The sequence below is a fragment of the Tabrizicola sp. genome (genome assembly GCF_030694085.1).
GTDB lineage: Bacteria > Pseudomonadota > Alphaproteobacteria > Rhodobacterales > Rhodobacteraceae > Tabrizicola.
Map to the genome: position 1 here is coordinate 1 of NZ_JAUXZE010000100.1, position 1,068 is coordinate 1,068.

The 1,068-nt window shown below is 72.7% G+C and carries 1 protein-coding gene; it reads left to right on the forward strand.

Annotated features, from left to right (window positions below):
• Nucleotides 1-1,068 (forward strand): LamG-like jellyroll fold domain-containing protein (locus Q8M85_RS22595; protein WP_305549096.1); only part of this gene is annotated, 1,068 nt, incomplete at both ends.

Below are 1,068 nucleotides of genomic sequence, written 5' to 3' on the forward strand. Positions count from 1 at the left end.
GCAGCGGCTGGCACCATGTCGCCGTCGTCGCCCCCGACGCCAACGTCGGCTCCGCCCCGACCTTCTACATCAACGGCGTCGCGGTCGGCACCTCGAACCTGGCGCTCACCAGCGGTGGCCCGGCCTCCGGCGACGGCTCCCCCATCCGCGTCGGCCGCCGCGCCGACGGCGCCGGCCAGCTCACCGGCGCCATCGACGACGTCCGCATCTACGGCCGCGCCCTCCCCGCGTCTGACGTCGCCTTGCTCCACGCCTACACAGGTGCCGCAGTCGTCGCGCCCCAGATCACGACGCAGCCCGCGAGCCAGACCGTGAACGTCGGCGCCAGCGTCACCTTCACCGCGGCGGCCTCGGGCTCGCCCGCGCCCACCTTCCAGTGGCGCAAGAACGGCACCAACCTTGCCGGCGCCACCAACGCCGCCCTCACCCTCCCCGCCGTCACCGCCGCCGACGCCGCCAGCTACACCCTGGTCGCCACCAACGCCGCCGGCGCCGCCACCAGCAACGCCGCCACCCTCACCGTGACCACCAGCGGAGACCTCACCACCGCCCTGCTCAACCATTGGCGGATGGACGAGGGCACGGGCACCCTCGCGGCCGATAGCGCCGGCTCCGCCCACGGCACCATCCTCAACGGCCCGACGTGGACTTCCGGCAGGATCGGACCTTTCGCCCTCCGGCTATCCGCGGCTACCGGCAGCCACGTCGTCGCCAATCAGCCGTCCGATGCCCCCTACGTCGGGGCCCTCACCCTCGCGGCTTGGATTAACGTCTCCCCCGGAGCCGGCGACGCCGTGGTGGCCTCCAAGGTCAGCGCCAACGGCGCCCAGAACAATCCCTTTGACTTCATCGTGCTCGGCTCCGGCGCCCTGTATTTTGTCCGGGCCAACGGTTCCTATTGCGCCTGGGCCAGCACCGCGACGCTCGGCAGCGGCTGGCACCATGTCGCCGTCGTCGCCCCCGACGCCAACGTCGGCTCCGCCCCGACCTTCTACATCAACGGCGTCGCGGTCGGCACCTCGAACCTGGCGCTCACCAGCGGTGGCCCGGCCTCCGGCGACGGCTCCC